The following is a 17,878-nucleotide window of genomic DNA, read 5'->3' as shown; positions in this document are numbered from 1 at the left end:
ACGAAAAAGAGAGGAAAGTCAAGATGCGAGCTCCTCTTTCTTCCGTCGATTTTAGTAATTTAATTATTGAACGATCAGTTTCTTTGTGGTAAGATTTCCACTTTCATTAATAATTGAAATTGTATAAACTCCATTGGCCAACGCAGACACATCAACATTTAATGAACTTTGTCCAACAATAGATTGCTGAATCAGGGTTCTACCAGATAAATCTGTAACCATTACCTTCCCTAGATTTAAGGTTTCTGCAAAATCTATATTGACAACATGGTTTGCTGGATTTGGATAAATATTAAAACGTATTTCAGTGAGTTCCTCAAGATGTGTAAAGTCAAGAATTTCATCTGTTGAAGTACTATAACATCCATGCTCGTTAACAGCAGTTACTGAATAAGTTCCCGTTTCAAAAGGATTTACCTCTGTTCCTCTTAAACTTGGAACAACTGTATTGTTCATATTCCAATGATAAACGTGTCCAAGGTCAGTTGTACTCAAAGTCAGCGGATCGTTTAAATCTACAATGATGTTGGGTTGTGCTGGATTACTGTAAACCGTTACTGATTCATAAGAAACAATATGAAAAGTATCTTTTTCAATCGTATAACTAAAATTTAAAGAACCATTATTTCCAATTTGTGTAGTAGAACCTAGATTTGTTTCAGCCGGCAAAGAGATTGCTGTTGTGGCAGTATTTTCATCACCATTGATGCAATTATCATCTGTTGTTCCCCAAGCATTGTCGCTATCATCATCCATCACTCTAATTTGATATGGTGGATTATTCAACAATACATCCATATTATAGTTTTGTGGAAGGTCTGCACTATTAGGGCTTGGCTCGGTTGAGTATACAACAGTATTGTCTGCATCAATAACATGAATGTAGATGTCTGGATTTCCATATCCAATTGCATCGTCACATCCCACGTTATTGATTACCACATTTTTCAGTCTAAATCCAATTGTATCAAAAATTTGAGTCAATGCTACTTGATATGTTCCTGCGCCATTATAGGTTTGTGTTACTGGAGTTTCAAAAGAAGAAGAGTTTCCATTTCCAAAACTCCATTGGTAATCAACTCCTGTTGTTTGACCAGCAATAGGTGTGTAATTTATTGGATTGTCTATGGTAAAATCAACATCAACAGTTTCACAACCCATAGCAGGAGAGATAGAGAAAACTCCGTTTGAAGAAGAAGACAGTTCAATCTCTAAGTCAAACTGAACTGTATGAACCGTTTCAACATTATTCGCTAAAACTGCATTTGAATTAATTTTCACTTCAAACTGACCCGACTCTGCAGGAGTTCCAGAAATAAGTAGACAAGCAAATGGATCTTGTTGGGGCAAATAAACACAAGAAGTTGATTCGTTACTGCACTCCCAAGTCAGTCCCATTGGCAATTCTACGCTTGTAATTTGAAAAGAAGAATAGTTCACCCCTGCATCAGCAGTAGGAAATAGAACTGTAAACTCTTGACTAAACGTGGTGCCTTTTATTCCATTTGGAGAAACAGAAGGATAGACGCCTGGGTTGTTTTGAGAATAATCGATTGTACAAACTTGCGCATAAGAAAAAGTCGCAAGCATTAAAAGCGCGAGGCTTGATAGAGCTTTCATAATGTAGTAGAATTAATAATTAGTAATCAAAGATATAAAATAAAAATGGAGCACGGAGGAGATTATCACAAAAAAGAGATCATGTCCACACCTTTGCTCCTTCTGAACAATTTTTACAAATATCAATTTCTGATCTATTGTTAAACACCTGCTTTCTAAACGCTTGATACTTTGGGTGTCGCCATATCGTAAAAAACTCTGTTTTTGTCACATCTCCTAAGACATGTTGAGCATCTTTATCGAAACAACAAGGCACCACTTTTCCATCCCAAGTTAACACGGTAGAAGACCACATACGCCAACAATGATTGCTAAGGGCATACTTGCTTTTATAGGTTCCATCCTTCATTTTTTTATAGCGTGCATATTTTTCATTTTTAGGCATTAAAGGGTTACCGTTTTTATAATAATATAATTGGGCGGTTTTCAACCTTACCTCATCTACTCCCAACTCTTTTCCTAATTTAAACACTTCGTCTACTTCGTGTTCATTGGGACGCACGACCAAAAACTGAAAAATCAAATGCGGTGTTTTACTGTTTAGTTTATTTTTGGCTTCAATGATGTTTTTAGTTCCTGAAATCACTTTTTCCAACTCCCCTTTTCTTCGGTATTGTTCATAGGTATCTTGGGTTAATCCATCAATAGAAATAATCAAACGATCCAGACCAGACTGAACAATTTCTTCGGCTTTTTTTGAAGTGATAAAGTGGGCATTTGTTGAAGTAGCAGTATAAATATTCCTTTGGTGCGCTTCCTTTATGAGTTCCAAAAAATCGGGGTGTAAAAAAGGCTCACCTTGAAAGTAGTAATTAATATAGAACAGCTGATTTCCCAACTGATTCAACATGTGTTGATGCACTTTCAAATCTAACCTTCCAGTTGGCCGAGTGAATTGTTTTAAACCGCTAGGACATTCAGGACAACCTAAGTTACACGCGGTTGTAGGCTCAATACTTGCGGCATACGGTAATCCTTTTCCTTGGGTTTTCTTAAAAAATTTAGCATTCAAAAAAGAGGCGTACAAGAGTCCCAGATTCCACAATCTTGAAAATGAGAGTTTATTGATTATATTTATTTGGTCCTTCCACATACGATAACAAAGTTAAGTTAAGCGATGTGAAAGCAAAACAAACTTTTAGAAATTAAATGTTACAGATATTTTATAGACAAAATTATCACTCATTTTGGGCAATTCATAAGGTCCATATCTATAAAACACACCTGCTCCAACTCCCATGATGTTATTAAAAACCAAAAGGTTATCCACGATCAAACCCGATTCATAATAACCTTTTTCAGGAGTTTGAAAGTTAAAACCTTTATGGTCGGTACGGTTATTCATGGTTCCAAATCCGGCAGCACTATGCACAACAAAAGTTGGTTTTGTCCATTCCAGCTTGCTTTTTATAGGCAAGAAAGTAAATCGCATAAAAAGTGCTGAGTGTTGATCACTAAAAAACTCAGCAGGTTGCATTGTTTCAAAAGTATTGGCCACTGATAAACTAAACCCTTTTTCTGTTCCTTCTTGGATTTGACTTAATGTTAATGGAACATTTCCAATCGTCATTCCACTTTTACTAACAAAACTTAAATCTCCAACTCCACGAATTTTAAAATTTTGGTGGACACTTAAATTCAGTCGGAAGTAATCATAATTTGATTCAAAAACTCCACTCAATCCTTTTGTCCCTTTAAGGGTTATTTTAGGCCATTTAGTTCCTAAAGAAACCCTACGATTTTCAAGAATCATCACTTTTTCACGAATGTTCCAGTTGAACACAAAGCCCAATTCTGCGATATCAAAATTGTCCAACGTTCCATTTTGACTAAACAAAGGCATATACTGGTAATCGTCTGTAAAAGTAAATCGTTTATAATTACCAAAAAGTTGCAACTTAATATTCTGTCTGATTAATCCGCTAAGTTTTACACCTGCAAAGCGTTCTCTATCCATTAAATTCACGAAGAAGTTACGATAAATGCCTTGATTAATAAGATTAAAAGCATCGTCATACATATCTGTACCTCCTCTTTCGTGTAAATCATCGCTGTAATGTAGATTCAGTTTGATTAATCTTTTTTGGTGTAAGGTGAATGTTAGGTCCCCTCCCCATTTCCATTCTTTATCCCTAAGACCATAAGCAAAATAACCACCAAGTTGAACAACTTTGCTCATTCTTCGATTGGTTTCTAGACCTAATCCTAAACGAAATCCTTCTTGTCCATTATAATTTACGATCTCATCAATTGGAACACTGAACTTCCCTAAAGGGATTTTTCCTGTAGACAGTATTTTTAATGCGTCAAGCATAAGTTCAAGATTCGATTCTTTCGCAACACTATCAACAATGGTATAAGTTTCCTTTTCCTTCCCGGTTTCAGTTTCACCACGTGCTCCTTCAATTGCAGCTGTTTGTTCTCCAGCGCCTTCTTCAACCTCTACAGAAACAGGATTAAAACCACGCTTCAGCTCTTGATCAAATTTAACATTTGAAATATACAAAGAACTACGTCCGATTAGGTTACCATAACCCATGATATCAATGCCGAAATCAATTTCTGTACTGATTTTTTTGGGGAACCATTTTTTATTGTTTACAACATCATATTCTTGAATAATACGTGCATTAAACAAGCTTCCATCTTCATACGGAGAAGCAATAACACGTTCGATGGCCCAATCTTTTGTATGGATGTATAAATAACCCTCTAAGCCTTCAAAGTTTTTCCCTTTTCTTGGCCTATATTTTATCGTATATGTAGTGTCTTGAGTACCTTGATGCACCAACGTATCTTCTAAAATAAATAGATAACGCCTTAAACCTCCTGGAGCAATTGGATTGACGTACTCTTTCTGATTTAACTCAAAGTTATTATCGTAGAAAGAAAAAGATTGAAACTGATTGACTATGGTCGCAAATAATGGGTCTTTTATTCCTGAAACATTATAGGCTGTAACCACCTCTTTATCGTAGCTTGGTGGATTGAATTCTCGTGTAGCTTTTGTTTCTGTAAGAAATAAATATTGTCGATCGAGCAATTCTAATGCACTAATCATGGTAGTATCACGAATTGTATCGCGGTCCACACCTTCATTTAACTCTCCAGTTACATAAAGTTTAGAATAAGAATCATAGGTAAAGGAATTGTTTTTTAATGGATTGTTCATGGATTTATTATCCATTACATTCTGTATGATTCTATGGGCAGGGTTTTCACCTGGAGTAATCACAACTTCATCATAAACTTGTGCATCTGGAGACATGTAAACTCTCGGGTTTTTGATTAACACAGCACCAGAAATTATGGTGTCTTTGTAATCAAAAAATCGAAATGAATACTTTCTAGATACATCAATATCTATGTTTAATTTCCCGTCAATATCGGCGATAAAAGCAGCATTTGTTCCATCGCTAACTTTGGCAAAGGCAACAGGGCTTTCTGTTTGAATATCTATTACTTGAACCGCAGTTTTTTGCGATAATAGAGAAGTAGATAAAACAATGAAAACGAAGTTTAGTAGTAGTTGTTTCTTCATTATTGCTTTTGTAAGTCTAATACTTCAATTTTAAAATGTAAATCTGAGTAAGGTGGTATTTGTGCTCCCCTTCCATTTTTACCATAAGCTAAAAAGTAAGGAATGTATAAATCAATTTTAGTCCCTTTCTTACTCATCCCAACTCCTTCGTTAAACCCTGGGATTAAACCGTTAACAAGGTATTGGAAGTCAAACGGGGCATTTCGGTCATAAGAAGAGTCGAATTTATCACCCAACACAAATTTACCCAGGTAATGTAAACTTACTTTATCGCCTTTTTCAGCAACTTCTCCTTCTCCTTCTTCATGGATATAATAAACTAATCCTGATTCAGTTTGCAATGCTGATGGTTCGATTTCTTTCACTAAATCATAAAAATATGATTTATATTCTTCTTGTGTTTTGGCTTCCGCCTCTATCATTCGCACTTTATTTTGTGCTTTCAGTTTTTCCGCTTCCAGTCTTTCTTTTTCTTTAACTGCTTTCAATCGGCTGTATTCTTTTTTGAAAATTTTGGAAGGATTGTAAAACCATTTATACTTTAATCCTTTTTTCACAATCTTGATTTCATGAATTGTGTCTCCCTGAACAATGGCATCAACTACATCTTGACCTTCTAAGACTTGTCCAAAAACAGTATGTCTAGTATTCAAGTGTGGAGTGGCTAAATGGGTAATAAAGAACTGACTCCCATTGGTGTTTGGACCTGCGTTGGCCATTGATAAAGAACCTTTTCCATGACGAATACCATTGTCTGCTTCATCCCAAAAACTATATCCAGGACCTCCAGAACCAGTCCCTGTTGGGTCTCCTCCTTGAATCATAAAGTTATCAATAACCCTATGGAAAACGACGCCATCATAATAAGGTTCCGTATATTTAATTGAATCACCTACTTTTAGTTTCCCCATTGCAAGTCCAGCAAAGTTGGCTACCGTTAATGGCGCTTCATCTTGATAAAGCTCTAGAAAAATATCTCCTTTCGAAGTTGAAATATTGGCATATAAGCCTTTTTCAAGTTCCAAATCTTTACTTTGACCGAAAGATGTAGAAACGAACAATACAATAGTAACAAGTGTGAAAATTAAACGCATATCAAAAAATTTTATCCAAAAATAAGAAAAGTCTTGGTTTTACATCACTTAAATTCTGTTGGAGTTAATTATTCAATAGTGAATTCATTTATTTGTAGACGGAATGTGTGAATAATATTACTTTTGCCTAAATGAAACCAAAAAAGATCATCGTTTCTGTAACCAATGACTTGTATACCGATCAAAGGGTACACAAGGTTTGTTCTTTTCTTCATGATAACGGGTATCAAGTACTTTTGGTCGGTAGAAAACTGAAGGACAGTCAACCGATAACTGATCGACCCTACAGTATAAAACGTTTTAAACTCGTTTTTACACGAGGGGCATTGTTTTATGCCAATTATAACATGCGCTTATTTTGGTTTTTACTTTTCAGTAAGTTTGATGTGCTGTTGAGTAACGATTTAGACTCTTTGTTGGCTAATTATTGCGCACATAAATTCAAAAGAAAGTCACGCTTGGTTTATGACACCCACGAATTGTTTACAGAAGTTCCGGAGTTAACAGCTCGACCAAAAGTAAGGAAAGTTTGGTTGGCCATTGAACAAAAGATTTTCCCCAAGTTAGAAGTTGTTTACACCGTCAATCAATCCATTGCCGATATTTATTCAAAAAAATATGAAAAAGAAGTCCGAGTAGTAAGGAATGTCTCGAAACTTTGGCAACCCAAAACCATTCTCAGCAAAAAGGAATTAAATCTACCCGAGGATAAACACATTATCATACTTCAAGGCTCTGGAATTAATGTTGACCGAGGAGGTGAGGAAGCGGTTTTGGCCATGAAAGAAGTTGAGCAGGGCCTGTTTCTCATCGTTGGAAGTGGTGATGTAATACCACAATTAAAGCAATTAACAAAAGAACATCATCTTGAAGATAAAGTTCGTTTCATTGGCAGGGTTCCTTATGATCAAATGATGAATTATACTTATCACGCAGATCTAGGTTTGAGCCTAGACAAGGACACCAATCCAAACTATAGATTCTCCTTGCCCAACAAGATTTTCGATTACATTCATACCACTACTCCAGTAATCAGTTCCGATTTAGTAGAATTAAGACGAGTAATCGAAAAACATAACGTAGGCCGAATTATTCCTGAACACAGTGCTAAAGGAGTAGCACAAACCATCAATTCACTTTTAAAAGATCCTGTTTTACTCGAGCAACTCAAAGCAAATTGCAAGCAAGCTGCCCAAATCGAAAACTGGGTACATGAAAGTAAAGTTTTAGAGGAGATCTATCTTTAATCTAAAAACAGCACATTAAGCATCAGCCTTACAATGATTTCTTAAAATAATAGGACCTAATTACTGTTATTAATAATGGAGTGTTTAAAATTATCTGCAATCATTGAATAATGCAGGTAAACATTATCGAACTTTGTATCGAATGAATCAATAGTAGAAGTAGAGTTATGCGTTTAATATTAGGAGTTTTGACATTAGTAATTGGACTTGGATCATGTGTTCCAGCCAAAAAGTACAATGATTTATTAGCAAAAGAACAAAATTGCAGTGAAGAATTAAAAAAATACAAGACCTCCTCATTAGATTATGAGGCGCAATTAAAAACTGTACAAACCAGGGCCAATTTAATGCAGAAAGACATTACTCAATTAAAATCTGATACAACAGAATTGGGTAAATCTTACCGTTCATTGCAAGCAAAATACCAACAAGCTATTTCCATGGGGGCTTCATTCGAAAAGCAACTGGATAAAATAAAAGACAGTGATGCTAAGCACTTAGCAAGAATGCGTGCAGATTTAGAAGCAAAAATCATTGAGACGCAACGCAAGGAAGACGCACTATTAAGTTTAGAAAAAGAGTTAAAAAATAAGCAAGTACTACTTGCAGACCGTGAACAAAGAGTGGCAGAACTTGAGGAAATGATCAGCCGTCAAGAAATGGCCGTAAAAGCATTAGAATCTAAAATTGCACAAGCGCTGCGCGGATTCGAAAACAAAGGATTAAAAGTAGAAGAGCGCAATGGAAAAATATACGTTAGCCTTGAAGCAAAATTATTGTTTGCCTCAGGGAGTACTTTTGTTGAAGCTGAAGGAAGAAAAGCGATTATTCAATTAGCTAGAGCAATTGAAGGTGATGATCAATTAGAAATTATTGTTGAAGGTCATACCGACACAGACCGACTGGCAAGTGGTACACACCCAAAAAACAACTGGGAACTGTCTGTTCTTCGTGCAACCTCAGTGGTAGGAATTATGACTGAGAACACAGATATAAACCCAGCAATTTTATCTGCCTCTGGTCGTTCTCAATATCATCCTGTTGATGCAAATGACAAATCAAAAAACAGAAGAATTGAAGTCATTATTGCTCCAAGATTAGATGCTTTATTCGAATTAATTTCAAAATAACACTATAGGTCTCTTCGCTTTAAAGTGAAATAAGCAACAAGGAAAAACAATACCATATAAGCCAAGCAAACGGCTATATTTATTGGAGTATCTAGAATTACTGGAACATTTCCGTTTCTTTCTTGTCCTGCTGCTATCATTTCCTTGAGAATAGGGAATGGAGTTAGCTTGGAGAAGGCATTCATTGGCATGTAAGCATAGAAAGTTTGAAAGCCACCCAATGAAATTGAAATTCCAATGATTGTTTCTGTGATAAAAGAAAGGATAAACAAGGTGATTGAAACAGCTGTTCTTTTAACTAAAACCGCTATAAAAAATGCGAAACTAAAATAGCACATGGTTTGAATAAAGTACAAGCCTATGCTGTCAATTCCACTCATAAAAGTGCTTTCTGTTGTAGTGTTTGCCAAACCAAAAAGCAGCCCTGTCAAGAAAGTGTACAACGTTATGATAATGGAAAAAGATAACAACACAAGGAACTTTCCAAGAATTGCTTTTTTTATCGATAATCCATCAATTACATGTTGTCTTAGTGTTTTATAGGTGTATTCATTGCTGATAATTATCACTGCTAAAACCCCCATGAGGATATTAAAATAACTCGCTGAATAAGTTGCAACTGCCCAAACATCTGGAAATGTAAAAGGAGAGTAGTCCTTTGGCAAGAAGAAAGTCATGAAATTCGTGATGAATTTCGAAATGGTGTAAATCGCTACGGGAGAAATTACCGCATAAATCAAAAAGATAATTTGCAATGATTTTAACTTGCGTAGCTTGATAAATTCTATGGTAAGTAGCTGTTTCATGAGTTGACAATTTCTAAGAATGTTGATTCTAAATTTTTCCTATAGAGCATCAAGGTATTCAAATAAACTCCTTTTTCTGCAAGCATTTTATTGACTAAAGCATTGGGGATATCACCATCAACACTCACCAAAATATTTGGCGCTAAATCTTGTAAAAACTTCAACGCTGGAATTTCGGTGATGGCAAACTTTAATTCTTCGATGTTATCGGACCCGATACATAAAACCTTGTCTTGAATCATTATTTCGTCTAATGTTGCTTCTGTGATCAACTCTCCATCTTTTAAAATAGCAACATGTGTACACATCTTCTCTATTTCATCCAAAATATGTGAGGCAATAATGATTGTTTTTCCTTCTGCTGCAATATCCAAAATTAAATCTCGAATTTCTGCAATTCCTTGAGGGTCTAATCCATTGGTAGGTTCATCTAAAACAAGGACCTCTGGATCTGCAAGAATTGCACTTGCAATGGCTAAACGTTGTTTCATTCCTAAAGAATAGGTCTTGAATTGAGCCTTTTTCCTTTTCCAAAGATCCACGCGCCTCAACACCCTCTCAATGCGTTCAGAAATATTGTCTAAAGACTTAATGGTAGCCACAATCTTTAAATTGTCAATGGCATTTAGATAGGGATAGAAATTTGGCGTTTCTAAAAGCGCACCAATGTTTTTACGGTTTACGTCTAATTCTCCTTTTCCAAACCAACTAAAACTGCCTCCATCAGATTGTATAACTCCGAGGATAATCCCTAAGGTTGTTGTTTTTCCACTTCCGTTTGGACCAAGTATTCCATAGATTTGACCTTCTTGAACAGTGATGCTTAGTCCTTTTAGAGCTTCAACTTTTTTATAAGACTTCCGAATTTCTTCAGTCTTTAGAATTTCATTCATTTGAGTAGATGTTTGAACTAAAAGTAATGCAATTACTTGAAAAAAGTAAATTAAAAATCAAAAGAGTGATCATTCCATAATTGGGTACGTATACCTCCATACATAATCACATGTGCTTTATACCCTTGCTTAGAAAGGTTGTTTACTTCAATTCCTGGACGAACAAAAGCATTTATTTTTAATTTCTTAAACAATTCATAATTGATTTCTGCAGAAAAATGAAGTCGATTGATTTTTCCATTCCCCCCAATCTTATATCCATATTCGTAAGGTCGATCTGTATAAGGTTGGTACACATCAGAACCAAAAGACAAGGTATCATTGCTATCTCCTCCTCCTTGTTGGACAAAAAACAGTCTCCCTTTGATTGTTAATTGAGGAGTAAATTTAAGACTTGTCTCAGCATAAACTTCTACAAAATTAGAACCCAATGGATGTGCTAAAGGCCTACCTTGATTCCCATAGTTGGTTGATTCATTTAGGTGCGAATAGATGAATGGACGGGCAAAGTTGAGCTCTGTTAGCCACCTTAAATTTCCAATTGATAAGTCCGCTTTCCCTTTTAATCCAATTTGACCACTGTACTTATTGGCCCACCATCGACTACGACTTGTAAGTTCTTTGAGTACAAAATCATCAATCGCCAATTGACCGTAAATCATAAACTGCTCAAATGAATAGCTGGTGTTTAAGCCTATCAAAAGTCTGTCTTGAGAACCTAATCCATATTCTGTTGGACGATAAAACAAAAATGGATTTAAGTAAGCAACCTCATATCCTCTGTTCAGTAAGGTATCTTTAGGTGCGAAAACCACCGATTCAAACACTCCGATTTGTAGATTTTTGGTCACTTTGTAATTAAAAAAATGTGTTGATGCGAACTTACGTGTGAATTGTGCATTTTGATCTTCTTTAAAAAACTGGTAGATGTTAACCATTTCAATCTTCCAAATTTTGGTTCTTAACTGAACAAATGGATAAGGCGCTCCATAATCTCCTAAGAGCATTGATCTTTTTCCTTGACCTATAAAATTTTGATCTATTCCAGCCTGAATATTAATGAAATCGTAAGGCGTGTAACTTAAACGCATACGAGGCTGTAACCCGAGCGTATAGTCTTGGTTTTTATTTTCCCAAAAATCAGTATGATAAACACCTGAATAAGCGAAGTCATTCCCCCCGTGGCCGCTATAATTTCCATTAAGTATTAATCTTGCATAAAACTTTCGTGAAAATTGACCTGTGATTCCAAAGCCCGCTCCATTCAAAAAGGAATTTGAATTGTATTGGTCTGTAAGGTAGGACCCCATAAAGTTCACCACTGGAAAAACACGCAGGTAATTGGATGAATATTTTTTCTGTTTAGAAACCCACGGCAAAGAATAGCCAACTTCTTCAGGTGAAGAAAGAGAGGGGAAAATAGGACCTGAAGCTATTGAATCATTTCCATAAAAAGGGTCATAATTAAGGTAATTCACTTCTGATTGAATTGCTTCCTGTCCAAAAACGAACAAAACATGGAATAAAAATGCTATGGATAGTCTCTTTTTCATTAGAAGTCAAAGTATTGATTCCTTAATGCTGAACGCAAGCCGAATGAAATAACACCATAGCTCACATCTCCTCCTAAAACAGAAGAACTGGAGCGATAATTGGCATTCACAAAAACCCTTAATTGAGATGCTGGATTCACCTCATACCCCAACTCTACATTTCCATTTAAAACGCTGGTGTCATCATCGCTAAATGCCATTACCTTGGATTTGAATAAATTACTTTTTCCATCCATGGGTTGATACGATTCATAGTACACCAATGCAGCTTCAACAAAAAGACCTTTCCATTGATATCCTGCGCGAACAACAAATTCATCAAATCCATTACCTAAGGTATGGGCCAAAGGCAGATTAAAATGAGTATAGGCCATACGTTGATTATTGGCAGCATAAAGGTGACTAGAAGCATGATTAAACTCAATTTGAAAACGTAAGTTTTTTATTCCAAAAGTATTCCCCGTTCTGTAGCCCAATTGAAAACCATATTCTAGATTAGAGAAATCATCGCTTACCGCTTGTCCATATATCATATGGTTTTTATGAAAGCGCCAAGCTAAATTTAATCCTACAATGTTTTTCATGTCAGCAATTTCACTGCCCATCGCAAGGGAATTTACACCTATTACTGGCTGGTAAAACATTGGATTAACCCTTTGACTCGACATTGCTTCATCCCTTAAATAAACAGTTGATTCGAAAAGGCCAATCACCAAAGAAGGAGCTGGACGATAACTTAAGTAATGAACTCCTATTCCTTTTCTTTCGTAGGGCGACTCCACCATAGTAGAATGAACCTTTCTTCTTAAATTCAACTGCTTTCCACGAATGAAAGTATAACTTAAATGCTTCGTAATTTCCCAATCGATAGAAAGGTGGGTGTAGTTGTAAGAATTATCAGACAATAACAAAGAGCGGTGACCCCATCCAAAAAACCTCGGAGCATTTCCAAACTGGATCGACAATTGTTTTATAGGTGTTAAGCGCACATAACTTATGGCTGAAGCATAATCAAAACCATTAGATTTAAAAGGTTTAGTTCTTCCTCCGTTTGGAACAACGGCATTGCTTTGTGTATATGTTCCGTTACTTGGATAATACTCCCCTCTTTCTGTAAAATAATCACTTTGATAGTTCACAAATCGCGCTTGATTCTCGTAAAACGCAGTATAAAAAGACAGTTTGTTTTTAAGATGACCAAAAGCTTGAACACCTCGAGTGTTATGAAAAAGATAATCGGATGTGTTTTGCAATTGCTCTTTTCCAATGGACATATTCAACAAAGGATCAACCGCCAAGAAGAAGTCTTCGCCTGACTTTTGAACAAAGTGTTCTGTAAATAATTTTCTAGCGACCCAGGAACGGGTTGTATCTTTTCCTGGAAGACTAAAGTTGGCATCTGAATAAGAAATTGGAAAAAATCCATTTCCTATAACGCTTTGATTTTCTTCTGAAAACAACACTTTATCCTTGATATTACTTGCTGGAGAAATGAGTATTTCCTGACTCCAAGTAAAAAAGCTCATCAAAAAGATAACACACAGCAAAACTTCATGTCGATGAGTTGAAATCATTGTTGGAAGGAATCTAGAGAAATATTAAGGAGTGAATTTGAAGCAATAAAATGAGGGTTTTTCAAGTTTTCCTTATTGTAAACAAGCGGTTTTCCGGTATTGACATTGATTACTTTACCACCTATGGCTTCGTAAATAGCTTGTCCTGCTGCAATATCCCATTCCATTGTTGGTGCAAACCTTGGATAAACATCGGCTCTGTTATTAACCAACTCGAAAAACTTTAAGGCCGAGCCCATAGCGGTGCGTTCCACTGGACCATACTCAACTTCAATTTCATCTACTAACTTTTGAAGATTCCCAGAGTAATGACTTCTGGAAGAGATTAATTGAATGGGAGAATTGGTTGAAGAAAGATACTTTAGTGGTTCCCATTTCCTTGGTTCAAGTGCATTTTCAAATGAAGTTTGAAAAGCGCCACTTTTTTCGTTTCCAAGAATAATTTCTTTGTTAATTGGGGAAGCAATGAGTCCAAAAACGGGTTTCGAATTTTCTATAAGCGCAATATTTACAACAAATTCACCATTCTTTTTAATGAATTCTTTTGTACCATCAAGTGGGTCAACACACCACAAATGTTTCCAAGACTTGCGAACAGAAAAGGGATGTTTTTCTGCTTCTTCACCAGTAATGGGGATTCCTGTAGGAAGTAAATGTTTCCTAATGATTTTTGAAGCTGATAAATCTGCGATCGTTACAGGACTTCCGTCCTCTTTTTCTATGCGTTCAAAATCTCCAGCATAGATCTTCATTATGGCTTCTGAAGCTTCTAAGGCGGCAGTAATAGTTACTTTATATTGCTTAAAAAGATCAGTCATTCATCAAGTTTGTAACCAAAGAACTCGCTCCGATTCTCAATAATTCTGGTGTTATAAATGCGCCACCAAGGTGTTTTTCTACCACTTCTAGGTATCTCAATGCGTCATCGTAGGTACGAACACCTCCACTTATTTTAAGTCCAACCGTATGTGAAGGGCTTAACTTGGAGATGACTTTAGCCATAACATCAACGGCTTCAATAGTAGCACCAGGAAATTCTTTTCCAGTAGAAGTTTTGATGAAATCTGCACCACCTTCAATGGCCAATTCACTTGCCAACTTAATGCGATCTGATGTTTTTAAGTATCCTGTTTCCAGAATAACCTTTAGACATTTATTGGGCATTAGACCTTTAAATGCTTTGACTTCATTCACTAAATGATCATAATCACCATCATCAAATGCACCTAAATTGAGTACAATATCGACCTCATCAACACCTGCCTCCAGTGCCAATTCACATTCATTCAACTTCGTGGATAAAAAACCTTGTGAATTTGGAAAGTTTCCTGCTACAACTGCGGTTTTGATTGAAGTATTTTGAAGCGTATTCACAGCTTGAGCGGCAAAATTAGGATAAAGACAAATCGCAGCGACTTGGAAACCCTTCGTTTTGTATGAAAGTGCTTGATCAAGAAATTGGTCTATACTTTTTACAGAATCATAAGCATTAAGCGAGGTTAAATCAACTAAACCGCATACTTCTTTTTTTGTCCACATATCCTTTCCTTTTTTCACTGTCCAAGTTACACATTTTTGCTTATAAAAAAAGTCTACCGTGAGATAGACTTTTCATGTATTAAAATACAATATTATTGAAGAATAAAGTTAATTGGAATACGGCATCTTGCACGTACCGGTTCACCATTTGACTCAGCAGGTTGCCATTTAGGCATTTTCCTCACTACTCGTCTAGCTTCTATATCAATTTCTTTCGACACACCTCTTAACACTTTTACTTGTTCGATCGATCCATCTTTATTCACAACAAACTCGATAAAAACACGACCTTGGTCACCAAGCTCCATTGCGATTTCTGGATATTTAATGTTATCTGCAAGGAATTGTTTCATTGCAGCCGCTCCTCCTGGGAATCCTGCCTCAACATCTGGATAATCAACAATTTCAGCTGGTGGAGCTGGAATATCTGGTTCTTCTTCGATTTTCTCAAGCTTAATGTCTGGCTTAATGTCCTCATCTTTACTTTCAATGACTTCGATTTCCTCTGTTGGTTCTTCTTGAACTTCTAAATCTTGAACTTCTTGAACAACAGGTTCTGGTTCATCTTCTTCAACGAGTTCTTCTTGTTCTGGAATCTCTTGAACAGCTTGATTATCTCTATCTCCTAAAACAATTTCAACTTTGTTTTTAAATGAAAAAGATAATGTAATCAAACTTCCTACGATAAAAAACCCTAAAAATATTAGAGGTACTCTCAAGCGTTCATTATCAACTTCTGGATTTTTTTTAACTGCCATATTCTAATTTTTTACTTTTACTTAAAGTTCTAAACCTACAAAAATCGTTCCTTTAATTGCTACCGTAATCTTGATAGATAATTTTAAATAAAACTATTCCAAAAATACAACCAATTCCATTAGCAATCAAGTCCAATACTTCAAAATGTCGTGTTAAAATAACAAATTCTTGAATGAGCTCTATGATTAAACTCAGGAAAAACCCACCAAAAACACTTATTTTAAAAGCATTACGACGCAGTAAAATAGAAACATTTTGTCTTTTCAAACCAATGGCCCAAAACAAACTCATCAATGTATACATTATAAAATGAGCAATTTTATCTACCCCTTCAATTTGAATTTCTTTCAAATTCACATTTGAGCTAGGGACCAAACTTATGACCACCACGAAGGCAGTCCAAATCAAACTTGGTAGTATAAACCGTAACACGATTTACTGACCAATCATTTCTTTATATTCTGCAGCGCTCATCAATTCATCCAAACCATCAGCGTCTGTATACTTCACTTTAATCATCCATCCTTCTCCGTAAGGGTCAGAGTTCACTAATTCTGGATTAGCCTCTAACTCTTCGTTAAATTCAACCACCTCACCAGCTACAGGCATAAATAGATCTGAAACAGTTTTCACGGCCTCAATTGATCCAAAAACCTCTTCGCGGTCAAGCGACTCACCTTCAGTTTCTACCTCTACAAATACGATATCTCCCAACTCGCTTTGAGCAAAGTCAGTTACACCTATTGTAACCATATCACCTTCTACTAAACACCATTCGTGATCTTTGGTGTATTTTAAACCCTCTGGAATATTCATAGTTCTTAAATTTTGGACTCAAATGTAAAATTTTTATATCAAATTACTTGAGTTTTTACAATTAATTTAGTGTTTAGACTCCTTTTAAGTTAGAACATGTAAGAATTCCAGAAAAAAGCAACTTCTAAAGCGACCCAAAGAAATTAAAACTCAGCTGCCTGCTAAAAAAACATAAATTTCATACATCATTGTAGCAAATTTATATTTTTGTCTATTATGGTAAACAGTGATCAAATAAAATCCCTTAAAGAACGCATAGACAAATTGTTTGTTTATCTATCTATTGATGAGAAAAAGAGAAAAATTCACGAGAATGAATTGAAAGCTCAAGACCCTCAATTTTGGGATGATCCTAAAAAAGCCGAAATTGTTTTAAAAGAAAATCGTCAACTAAAGTTTTGGGTTGATTCAACAACATCTTTAAAACAAAAAACCGAAGACTTAGAAGTACTCATTGAGTTTTACAATGACGGAGCGGGTTCCGTAGAAGAAATTGACAGCCTGCAGGAGAGCATAATTACCGAACTCGAAGAGTTGGAATTAAAAAATATGCTTTCAGGTGAAGAAGATAGTCTTAACGCTGTATTGCAAATTACTGCAGGTGCAGGAGGTACAGAAAGTTGTGATTGGGCGAATATGCTCATGCGAATGTACATGATGTGGGGAGAGAAAAACGGTTACAAACTTAAAGAACTCAATTATCAAGAAGGAGAAGTTGCAGGAATCAAGACCGTAACTATTGAATTTGATGGTGATTTTGCTTTTGGATATTTAAAAGGTGAGAATGGCGTGCATCGTTTAGTAAGAATTTCTCCTTTTGATTCCAATGCGAAACGACACACCTCTTTTGCTTCCGTCTATGTCTATCCTTTGGTAGATGATTCTATTGAAATAGACATCAACCCTGCTGATATCAACTTCGAGACCTTTAGGTCTGGAGGAAAAGGTGGTCAAAATGTAAACAAAGTAGAGACTGCGGTTCGTTTACGCCATGAGCCAAGTGGGATTGTAATTGAAAACTCCGAATCAAGGTCGCAATTAGGAAATAAAGAGAAAGCCATGCAGCTATTGAAATCTCAGCTGTATGAACTGGAGTTGCGCAAACGAATGGAAAAGAGGGCTGAAATTGAATCGGAAAAGAAAAATATAGAGTGGGGCTCACAAATTAGAAACTATGTTATGCATCCTTACAAATTGGTTAAGGACGTCCGCACAGGTCATGAAACAGGAAATGTTGATGATGTAATGGACGGAGATATAAATGAGTTTTTAAAAGCCTACTTAATGGAATTTGGTGCGTAAGCCA

Annotated in this window: 16 protein-coding genes; 3 read left to right on the top strand and 13 right to left on the bottom strand. The window is 35.9% G+C overall.

Going from position 1 to position 17,878, the window contains the following annotated elements; translation table 11 throughout:
* Nucleotides 1–63: 63 nt before the first annotated feature.
* The 4 genes from ACN0U3_RS02755 to ACN0U3_RS02740 form a co-directional block, all read right to left on the bottom strand.
* Entirely contained in the window at nt 64–1,620 is a 1,557-nt protein-coding gene (locus ACN0U3_RS02755) for a T9SS type A sorting domain-containing protein (RefSeq protein WP_299206343.1), read from the bottom strand.
* Between the two features lie 79 nt (nt 1,621–1,699).
* Nucleotides 1,700–2,632 (bottom strand): radical SAM/SPASM domain-containing protein, encoded by a 933-nt coding sequence (locus ACN0U3_RS02750; protein WP_417265047.1) that lies wholly within the window; start codon nt 2,630–2,632, stop codon nt 1,700–1,702.
* A gap of 126 nt (nt 2,633–2,758) precedes the next feature.
* Nucleotides 2,759–5,161, bottom strand: a complete 2,403-nt coding sequence (locus ACN0U3_RS02745; protein ID WP_417265046.1) for a DUF5686 family protein — start codon at nt 5,159–5,161, stop codon at nt 2,759–2,761.
* Complete coding sequence (locus tag ACN0U3_RS02740) at nt 5,161–6,255, bottom strand: peptidylprolyl isomerase (protein ID WP_299206337.1); 1,095 nt, start codon at nt 6,253–6,255, stop codon at nt 5,161–5,163. The genes ACN0U3_RS02745 and ACN0U3_RS02740 overlap by 1 nt, the downstream gene beginning before the upstream one ends.
* Before the next feature lie 131 nt (nt 6,256–6,386).
* On the opposite strand from ACN0U3_RS02740, the gene ACN0U3_RS02735 reads away from it, so the two are divergent.
* Together ACN0U3_RS02735 and ACN0U3_RS02730 are read left to right on the top strand one after the other, a co-directional pair.
* Nucleotides 6,387–7,502 carry a glycosyltransferase gene (locus tag ACN0U3_RS02735; protein ID WP_417265045.1) on the top strand — a complete coding sequence of 372 codons (1,116 nt, stop codon included), beginning with the start codon at nt 6,387–6,389 and terminating at the stop codon, nt 7,500–7,502.
* Between the two features lie 167 nt (nt 7,503–7,669).
* On the top strand, nt 7,670–8,632 hold the full coding sequence (locus ACN0U3_RS02730; RefSeq protein WP_417265044.1) for an OmpA family protein: 963 nt from the start codon (nt 7,670–7,672) through the stop codon (nt 8,630–8,632).
* Nucleotides 8,633–8,634: 2 nt separating this feature from the next.
* Here the strand turns inward: ACN0U3_RS02730 and ACN0U3_RS02725 are convergent, their stop codons facing one another.
* The 9 genes from ACN0U3_RS02725 to gcvH form a co-directional block, all read right to left on the bottom strand.
* Nucleotides 8,635–9,438 (bottom strand): ABC transporter permease, encoded by an 804-nt coding sequence (locus ACN0U3_RS02725; RefSeq protein ID WP_417265043.1) that lies wholly within the window; start codon nt 9,436–9,438, stop codon nt 8,635–8,637.
* On the bottom strand, nt 9,435–10,331 hold the full coding sequence (locus tag ACN0U3_RS02720; RefSeq protein WP_417265042.1) for an ABC transporter ATP-binding protein: 897 nt from the start codon (nt 10,329–10,331) through the stop codon (nt 9,435–9,437). The genes ACN0U3_RS02725 and ACN0U3_RS02720 overlap by 4 nt, the downstream gene beginning before the upstream one ends.
* A gap of 50 nt (nt 10,332–10,381) precedes the next feature.
* Nucleotides 10,382–11,884 carry a hypothetical protein gene (locus tag ACN0U3_RS02715; RefSeq protein WP_417265041.1) on the bottom strand — a complete coding sequence of 501 codons (1,503 nt, stop codon included), beginning with the start codon at nt 11,882–11,884 and terminating at the stop codon, nt 10,382–10,384.
* On the bottom strand, nt 11,884–13,410 hold the full coding sequence (locus ACN0U3_RS02710) for a hypothetical protein (RefSeq protein WP_417265040.1): 1,527 nt from the start codon (nt 13,408–13,410) through the stop codon (nt 11,884–11,886). Before ACN0U3_RS02710 ends, ACN0U3_RS02715 begins: the two co-directional genes overlap by 1 nt.
* A 44-nt stretch (nt 13,411–13,454) precedes the next feature.
* On the bottom strand, nt 13,455–14,276 hold the full coding sequence (locus ACN0U3_RS02705) for a 3'(2'),5'-bisphosphate nucleotidase CysQ family protein (protein WP_417265039.1): 822 nt from the start codon (nt 14,274–14,276) through the stop codon (nt 13,455–13,457).
* Nucleotides 14,269–15,015 (bottom strand): deoxyribose-phosphate aldolase, encoded by a 747-nt coding sequence (deoC, locus tag ACN0U3_RS02700; protein ID WP_417265038.1) that lies wholly within the window; start codon nt 15,013–15,015, stop codon nt 14,269–14,271. The genes ACN0U3_RS02705 and deoC overlap by 8 nt, the downstream gene beginning before the upstream one ends.
* 74 nt (nt 15,016–15,089) lie before the next feature.
* Nucleotides 15,090–15,755, bottom strand: a complete 666-nt coding sequence (locus tag ACN0U3_RS02695; RefSeq protein WP_299206319.1) for an energy transducer TonB — start codon at nt 15,753–15,755, stop codon at nt 15,090–15,092.
* Nucleotides 15,756–15,807: 52 nt separating this feature from the next.
* The gene (locus tag ACN0U3_RS02690) at nt 15,808–16,188 is read right to left on the bottom strand and encodes a VanZ family protein (protein WP_299206317.1); all 381 of its coding nucleotides are present in this window, start codon (nt 16,186–16,188) and stop codon (nt 15,808–15,810) included.
* Between the two features lie 3 nt (nt 16,189–16,191).
* A complete protein-coding gene (gcvH, locus tag ACN0U3_RS02685) occupies nt 16,192–16,572 on the bottom strand; it encodes a glycine cleavage system protein GcvH (RefSeq protein WP_417265037.1) in 381 nt (126 codons plus the stop codon).
* Nucleotides 16,573–16,788: 216 nt separating this feature from the next.
* Between gcvH and prfB the strand changes: the two genes are divergently transcribed.
* On the top strand, nt 16,789–17,874 hold the full coding sequence (gene prfB / locus ACN0U3_RS02680) for a peptide chain release factor 2 (RefSeq protein WP_299206313.1): 1,086 nt from the start codon (nt 16,789–16,791) through the stop codon (nt 17,872–17,874).
* The last annotated feature ends 4 nt before the right edge of the window (nt 17,875–17,878 follow it).

The organism is Brumimicrobium sp. (genome assembly GCF_048268645.1).
GTDB classification, from domain to species: Bacteria; Bacteroidota; Bacteroidia; order Flavobacteriales_D; family Crocinitomicaceae; genus Brumimicrobium; species Brumimicrobium ulvae.
This window is presented reverse-complemented; position numbering and strand designations above follow the sequence as displayed.